Here is a 7230-nt window from a genome sequence, read left to right as displayed (position 1 = left end):
CTCGGCGGTCTTGGACTCCTCGATCGTGATGACGCCGTCGGCGGAAACCTTCTCCATCGCTTCGGAGATCAGTTCGCCGATGAACTCGTCGCCGGACGAGACGGACGCGACGCGCGCGATGTCCTTGCTGCCCTTGACCTTCTTGGAGTTCTCCTTGAGCGAATCGACGGCCGCGTCGACCGCCTTGGCGATGCCCTTCTTGACCGCCATCGGGTTCGCGCCCGAGGTGACGTTCTTCATGCCCTCGCGCACCAGCGCCTGTGCCAGCAGGGTCGCGGTGGTGGTGCCGTCGCCGGCCGCGTCGTTGGTCTTGGTCGCGACCTCTTTGACCAGCTGCGCGCCCATGTTCTCATACGCGTCGGGCAGCTCGATCTCCTTGGCGATCGTCACGCCGTCGTTGGTGATGAGCGGGGCGCCGAACTTCTTGTCGAGCACGACGTTGCGGCCCTTGGGTCCCAGGGTGATCTTAACGGTGTCGGAAAGTTTGTCAATACCGGCCTGGAGCGCCTTGCGGGCATCCTCGCCATAGCAGATAACCTTAGCCATAATCTATCAGTCTCCTATATCAAAATTTATTGTTCACGGGGCTGTGATCATTCCACGATCGCGAGGATGTCGTTCTGGCGCACGATGGTGTATTCCTCGCCGTCCACCTTGACCTGCGTGCCGGAATACTTGCTCATCAGGACCTTGTCGCCGACCTTGACGGTCATCTTGACCTCTTTGCCGTCAACCAGGCCGCCCGGGCCGACCGCCAGAACTTCGGCGATTTCCGGTTTTTCCTTCGCGGAGCCCGCCAAAATGATGCCGCTCTTGGTGGTCTCTTCCGCTTCCGCCATCTTTGTGACAACTCTGTCTGCCAATGGTTTGATCGTCATGATGAATTCCTCCAGTTATTATAATAGTTTTTTGACAAATTCAAGGAGATTTCTTAGCACTCTTTCTCTCTGAGTGCTAAGACTATTCTAATACATTTTTTATAAAAATCAACCCCTTTTCCAAAAAATTTTCAATGTTAACATTTTGGTAACAATCACCCAGCCGCACCCCCAGTTTCTTGTAATGCGCGCCCGCTTCTGCTACAATGTCCCTGCAAGGGAGGTCATGGTATGAAAGTAGTGGTTCTCGACGGTTTCCTCGCGGGGTACGGCACGCGCGGCCTGCCGCTCGACCCCGCGCGCTTCGCGGTGGAGTGGTATGACGACACCCCGCCCGGACAGATCGCCGCGCGCATCGGGGACGCCGAAGCGGTCTTCACCAACCGCGCACCCCTCACCGCGGAGACCTTCGCCGCCTGCCCGTGCCTGCGGTTCGCGGGCACCTTCGGCACCGGCTACAACATGATCGACCTCGAGGCGGCGCGCCGCGCGGGCGTGACGGTGCGCAACGTGCCCTCCTACAGCACGGCGGCGGTCGCCCAGTGCACCATTTCGCTGCTCCTCTCGATCGCCTGCGCCACCCCGGAGCACGCCCGCTACGTCCGCGAGGGCCGCTGGGTCTCCCCCACCGACCCGCAGGTCGCCGGGCGGCGGATGTTTGAGCTCGCGGGCAGGACGCTCGGCGTCATCGGCTACGGCGAGATCGGCCGCGCGGTGGCGAAAATCGCCGCCGCGCTCGGCATGGAGGTGCTCGCCTGCCGCCGCAGTCCCGTCGCCGGGGACAGCGCGGCGCGGATGGTCCCGCTCGGCGAGCTGCTCGCGCGGTCGGACGTGGTGAGCATCCACTGCCCGCTGACCGATGAAACGCGCGGCATGATCGACGCCGCCGCCATCGCGCGGATGAAGGACGGCGCGGTGCTGCTCAACACGGCGCGCGGCGCGATCCTCAACGAGCGGGACGTGGCCGATGCGCTCGATTCGGGCAAGCTCTACATGGCCGGGCTCGACGTGCTTTCCGGGGAGCCGCCCTCGCCGGACCACCCGCTCGCCTTCCATCCGCGCGTCATCTGCACGCCGCATGTGAGCTGGATGCCCGTCGAGACGCGCGAACGCCTGCTGCGCCTCGCCGCTGAAAACCTCACGCGTTTCACCGCCCAGGAGGAACTTTGAAAATCCTTGACAGAAGGGGCTTAAAAGCCCCTCTGCCAAGGGGGACTTTGAAAAGTCCCCCTGGACCCCGAAACGTTTGGTTCAGGCCGGCCGCCGCCTTCTCCGCGCCACGCTACCCGTGAATAACATTTTCGCCCGCCTTTTCTAAAAGGTGGCGGGTGAGAAAACGCCCGGCACTCTGAAGGAGTGCCGGGCGTTTTCGAGGGCGGAGCCCTTTACCCGGGCCCGCAGGCCCTGCTTTAAGCGCATTTTCTTTGCTTCTTTCTTTTGCGACAGAAAAGAAAGAAGGGTCACACGAGCGCGCGCGCCCGGATGGTCGCGGTCGCCCTGAGCAGCGCGTAGAGCATCGCCACTTCGATCGGGAAAAGGAAGACGTTCTTGACCACGCGCATGCCGACAAGCGCGACGAACGCCTGCCCGTACATCATCGAAAGCCACAGCGGGTTGAGCAGGAAGGTGACGACCACCATGACGCACAAGTGCGCGGCGGCGGTGCGCCCGAGCGTGACCGGCTTCCGGTAGAGGATCAGCCCGTAGAGGAAGCCGCGCATAAATTCACTGATCGTGAACCCGGGGAAGAAGGCGCTTCCGTCATTGCGGGTGAAGTACTTGAGGATGTCGATGGCCGCGCCCGCCAGCCCGGTGAGCACGGGGCCGAAAAGCATGCCCGCGGCCGCGATCGGCAGGAAGGTGAAGCTCACGCGGATCAGCGCGCTTATGAAGATCGTGAACTGGTTGAGCAGCACCGAAAGCGCCATGAGCATCGACGTGCCCGTCAGCGAACGGACGCTGCGGGTCTCCCGGGCGGACTCGGCGGTCAGGCGGGGAATCCCGCGCAGCTCCGCCGCGAGGGAAGAAAACCGATTCTGCAAAAAAATAACCTCCTTTCATGTAACAGTCTCTTGCTACATGAAAAGAGGGCTCGCTCTTTGGATGCAGCAGCGGGATGCGGGACCGGCACCGCAAGGATTCCTTTTCGTCCGCCCGACAACTCCCCGTTCGGGCGGCACTTAACGCGCCGGTTCCTACTCTGCTATGAGTATGCTCCTATCATATCATATCCGCGAAAAAATGCAAGGGGGGATTTGCGCCCCTGCACCGTCAGCCCGACTGCGCGCGCGGGCCATGGCAGCCCTCCCGCACCGCCATGAGGGTGCGCTCGTCCGGGTCCGCGAACACCTCGCCGGTGAAGCCGTTCACCACGAGGAGCCCGCCCTCCCGCAGGGTGAAGAGCCCCTCGCCCACCCGCGTCACGGCGGGCACCCCCATCGTGCGCGCGAGGATGCAGGCGTGGGACATCTGCGAGCCCCCGCTCGTCACGAGCGCGAGCACCCTCCCCCGCTCGATCCGCACCACCTCGCTGGGCAGCAGGTGGCGCGCCGCGAGCACCCACGGTTCCGCGCCGCCCCCCGGCAGGTCGGCCTCCTTTTCGCCGCGCAGCCGCCGCATGACCCCGTTGCACACGTCGGTCACGTCCGCGCTGCGCTCCCGCATGTAGGCGTCGTCCATCGCCGCCAGCATCTGCGCAAGTTCCCGGCCGGCTTCCTGCACCGCGTATTCCGCGGTCAGGCCCTGCCCGACGATCCGGTCGGTCACCCGCTCCTCAAAGTCGGGGTCGGTCAGCATGATCCGATGGATTTCAAAGATGCGCGCCTCGTCGGGGCCCGCCTCCTCCCGCGCGCGCCGCTGCAGCGCGTCGAGGATGCCGAGCGTCTCCGCGCGCGCCGCCTCGAACCGCTCCAGCTCCGCGCGGCTGTCGGCGGCCGGAGCGGGCCCCACCTGGCGCACCGCGTTGTCGAAGAAATGCAGCCGCCCAATCACGAGGCCGCCGCTCCCACCGATCCCCCTGAGCGTTTCCACCGTCCATCCCTCCTCCCGCTTAAATTTCACGGTTTAAAGCGGTATTCCAATGCATCGCCCGAATTTCTTCCATTATAGTGACGCAGGCCCGTTCTGTCAACAAAAACCGGGCGAAAAAAGTCCTTTCCGCGAAAACGTTTTATTGGGAAAAAACAGGGGTCCCGCGGCGCCGCGGGACCCCTGCTGCTCATTTCTGGGTATAGGCGAGGTTGTCAAACGAGGTTGCCTGGCTGATGATCCCCTCGCCCTCGGTGTATTCAAGCTTGACGCGGTCCCCCTCGCGGGTGAGCGCCAGCTCGTCGGAGATGAGCGCGGGCACCGTGAAGATCTGGTCCGGATGCTCCGCGAGAATCATCTTGTAGACCGTGTCCCCGCCGTTCACCTCCGAGGCGATGCGCTCGACCGTCCCGGTGACCGCGGCCTGCTCCGAGGCGGGCGGCGCGACCCCGGCGATGCCCGAGTTCTTGAGCCCCTGCTGGTAGTCGCGCAGCGCGAGCGGGATCGTCTCGCCCGTGCCGACGATCGAATAGTTGGCCACCGATACGAAGGCGTACTGCTTGATGAGGCGGCTCTGGTCCTTGAGCGCCATGAAGTAGGTCGGCTGTCCCTCGACGTTGAGGATGAGCGGGAAGGTCGCGTCATAGCCCAGGTGCTGGACCTTGCCCTCCGCCGAGCCCTGCGCCGCCATCTCGGTCGCGCCCGGCATCTGGTAGACGATCGACTCCTTGGTGACCATGTCGACCATGATGAACCCGATCGCGCTGTCGTCGCCGCCCACGCTCGTCATGCCGGTGAAGAGGTAACAGCGGTCGTTGTTGTAGATGATCATGTGCCCGGCCGAGGCGCGGTATTTGTCCTTGTCCGCGAAGTTGAGCCAGCCGCGCACGTATTCGCCCTTGTTGTTGATCTGGCGGATGATGAAGTCCTCCGGCTGGATGCGGTCGACCCACCCGGGGATCGTCTCGATCGTGTACTTTTCCATCTCGCCGGTGGTCGCGTTGACCACCCACGCGCCCGTCGCCTCGGGGAGGCTGAAGCCGCGCCGGTTGCGGTAGGTCGTATAGATCCAGTAGGGCTGCCCGTCGTCGTCGATCTCAAAGGAGGGGTCGGTGATCCCGTCGAACCACGCCCCGAAGAAGCGGGTGTGCCTCGTCAGGTCGTGCAGCAGGTAGTTGCCCGGCTGGTATTTCACCTTGAAGTTTTCGACGTACTGCACGTCGTTCACATCGGTGGCGGACACGAGGATATAGCCCGGGGTGCCCGACATGTTGGTCAGCCACTTGAAGAGGCCGGAATGGTAGAGCGGCACCGCCCACACGAGCTTGCCGTCCACCCGCTGGATTGTCGCGTCGTTGCCGCCCAGGCGCACCTGGCTGCCGAGCCCGGCGCGCTCTCCGAGCTTCTTGTCGGCCAGCCGCACGGCCAGCTCCTGGTCGACGACCGGCACCTGGTTGAGGTCGACCGCCTGCATGCTCGCGGAAAACTCGACCACCTCGGAGGTGCCGAGCTGGTCGCGGAACGCCTTCCAGTTGAAGAGGAAGGAGGACCCGATCAGCACCACGATGAAGAACACCCACGGCAGCGCCAGCAGGAGCTTGGTCCAGCGGGGAAACTTCTCGTTGGGCACATAGTTGAACGGCCGCTCGCTGCGGTCGGTAAACTGGAAGGTCAGCTCCCCAAAATGCATGAGCGCCCACGCGCCGACATAGAGGGTGATGACCACCGCCCAGAAGAAGGCGCCGTCCGAATAGAAAAAGGGATTGAGGTTGGGCGCTTCAAAAAAGATATAGACGCAGATTCCAAGGGTAATGACAAGGTAGGTAACCAGCTTGTACCGTTTGACCTTCACAGGCAGTCCTCACTTTCGTTGCCGCGTTTTGTATAGAATATTCTATCACAATTTCCCTCCGCGCGGGAGGAAACCGGCAAATTTTAACAAAAGATTCATTCTTCTTCACAGTTTGTTCACGCATCCGGGGAATCGTTTTCCCGCCCGCCGGAGGCGTCCCCCGACTCGTCCGCCTTCTTGCGGCGCGGCGGCCCGACGCGGGAGACGTGCGCGCCGCGCAGCATTCCCGGCGCGCCGCGCCGGGCGGGCTTCTGCGTCTTCGAGCCCAGCGGGATGGGCGAGTCGGGCGCGCTGTAGCTCACGAGCTCCAGCGGCATGCCGCGGGCGGCCAGCCGCGCGTCGACAAACCGCCAGATGAGCATGTATACCACCGAAAAGACGGGCACGCCCAAAAACATCCCGATGAAGCCGTAGAGCCCCCCGAAGAGCATGATCGCGAAGATGACCCAGAAGGCCGAAAGCCCCGTCGAGTCGCCGAGGATTTTCGGGCCGAGGATGTTGCCGTCGAACTGCTGGAGGATGAGGATGAAGACGAGAAACCACAGCGCCTTGACCGGCGCGTCAATCAGGATGATGAAGAAGGAGGGGATCGCGCCGATGAAGGGACCGAAATAGGGGATGACGTTGGTGACCCCCACGATGACCGAAACAAGCATCGCGTTGGGCATGTTGAAGAGGGACATCCCCAAAAAGCAGAGGATGCCGATTATGAGGGAATCGAGGATCTTCCCGCTGATGAAGCCGCCGAACACCTGGTTGGCCTCGGCGGTCAGGTCGAGCAGCCAGTCGGCGCGCTGCTGCGGGAGGACGGCGTACCACACCTTTTTGCAGCCCGCGCAGAACCGCTCCTTGTCAAGCAGCATGTAGACCGAGATGATGATGCCCACCACCGTGCTCAGCAGGCCCGACGCAAAGCTGGTGGATGCCGAGACGAGCCAGGGAAGCAGCTGCTTCATCATCGAGACCGTGGAGTTCAGGATCGTGTCGGCGTACTGCTTGAGCGCGTTCGAGATCGTGGCGTTGAGGTCGAGATCGGGGAAGAGCGCCAGCAGGCGCGGCAGCCAGGTGTCGGGCGAATTGAGGAAGCGGGAGAGCTTGAAAACGAGTCCCGTGATGCTCGAGATCAGCTGCGGGATGACGATCATGACGAACACCGCGATCACCCCCGCCGCAAACAGGAAGGTCAGCAGCACAGCGACCGCGCGGATGCACTTGCCGCTGACGTGCCGGCCGAGCAGGGGGGTCAGGATGGCGCGCTCGATGAATTTTAAAATGGGGTTGAGGATGTAGGCGATGCCGAACGCGTAGATGAAGGGGGAAATCAGCCCCACAACCGTCGACAGCGCCCTGCCGACCACCGGGAAATTGTTCAGGAGCCCATAGAAGAGGATCGCCGCCGCCAGCACCAGGAAAGCGTAGACGGCCGTGGTCGTGTCTCGTTTGTTGAAGTTCAGTTTCATCTGCGCACCTTTT

The 7230-nt window shown here is 63.0% G+C and carries 7 protein-coding genes and 1 riboswitch; of the genes, 1 reads left to right on the top strand and 6 read right to left on the bottom strand.

Annotated features, from left to right (window positions below; all coding sequences use genetic code 11):
* Nucleotides 1–546 (bottom strand): TCP-1/cpn60 chaperonin family protein (locus tag RDM88_RS04235; protein WP_308753559.1); only part of this gene is annotated, 546 nt, incomplete at its 3' end.
* Between the two features lie 47 nt (nucleotides 547–593).
* A complete protein-coding gene (groES, locus tag RDM88_RS04230; RefSeq protein ID WP_101549792.1) occupies nucleotides 594–878 on the bottom strand; it encodes a co-chaperone GroES in 285 nt (94 codons plus the stop codon).
* A 231-nt stretch (nucleotides 879–1109) separates the two neighbouring features.
* Here groES and RDM88_RS04225 point away from each other — a divergent pair, with 231 nt between their 5' ends.
* Nucleotides 1110–2048 (top strand): D-2-hydroxyacid dehydrogenase, encoded by a 939-nt coding sequence (locus RDM88_RS04225; protein WP_308753554.1) that lies wholly within the window; start codon nucleotides 1110–1112, stop codon nucleotides 2046–2048.
* A 290-nt stretch (nucleotides 2049–2338) separates the two neighbouring features.
* Here the strand turns inward: RDM88_RS04225 and RDM88_RS04220 are convergent, their stop codons facing one another.
* From RDM88_RS04220 to RDM88_RS04205, 4 genes are all read right to left on the bottom strand, one after another.
* Nucleotides 2339–2920, bottom strand: a complete 582-nt coding sequence (locus RDM88_RS04220; protein ID WP_308753549.1) for a folate family ECF transporter S component — start codon at nucleotides 2918–2920, stop codon at nucleotides 2339–2341.
* 65 nt (nucleotides 2921–2985) lie between these two features.
* Nucleotides 2986–3083, bottom strand: a riboswitch (THF riboswitch).
* A gap of 66 nt (nucleotides 3084–3149) precedes the next feature.
* Nucleotides 3150–3908, bottom strand: coding sequence for a phosphoenolpyruvate-utilizing N-terminal domain-containing protein (locus RDM88_RS04215; RefSeq protein ID WP_308753547.1), 759 nt, complete (start codon nucleotides 3906–3908; stop codon nucleotides 3150–3152).
* Between the two features lie 187 nt (nucleotides 3909–4095).
* Nucleotides 4096–5757 carry a hypothetical protein gene (locus RDM88_RS04210; RefSeq protein ID WP_308753545.1) on the bottom strand — a complete coding sequence of 554 codons (1662 nt, stop codon included), beginning with the start codon at nucleotides 5755–5757 and terminating at the stop codon, nucleotides 4096–4098.
* A 116-nt stretch (nucleotides 5758–5873) separates the two neighbouring features.
* The gene (locus RDM88_RS04205) at nucleotides 5874–7217 is read right to left on the bottom strand and encodes an AI-2E family transporter (RefSeq protein ID WP_308753543.1); all 1344 of its coding nucleotides are present in this window, start codon (nucleotides 7215–7217) and stop codon (nucleotides 5874–5876) included.
* Nucleotides 7218–7230: the final 13 nt, after the last annotated feature.

Origin of the sequence: uncultured Anaerotruncus sp. (genome assembly GCF_902490045.1) — a bacterium.
Taxonomy (GTDB): Bacteria; Bacillota; Clostridia; order Oscillospirales; family Ruminococcaceae; genus Anaerotruncus.
The sequence above is the reverse complement of the archived record's forward strand: the minus strand, read 5'-3'. Positions and strand labels throughout refer to the sequence as shown.

Bases quoted from the DNA above. Each gene is read 5' to 3' on its own strand.
- groES (WP_101549792.1), bottom strand. From the start codon at position 878: ATGACGATCAAACCATTGGCAGACAGAGTTGTCACAAAGATGGCGGAA.
- RDM88_RS04225 (WP_308753554.1), top strand. From the start codon at position 1,110: ATGAAAGTAGTGGTTCTCGACGGTTTCCTCGCGGGGTACGGCACGCGC.
- RDM88_RS04205 (WP_308753543.1), bottom strand. From the start codon at position 7,217: ATGAAACTGAACTTCAACAAACGAGACACGACCACGGCCGTCTACGCT.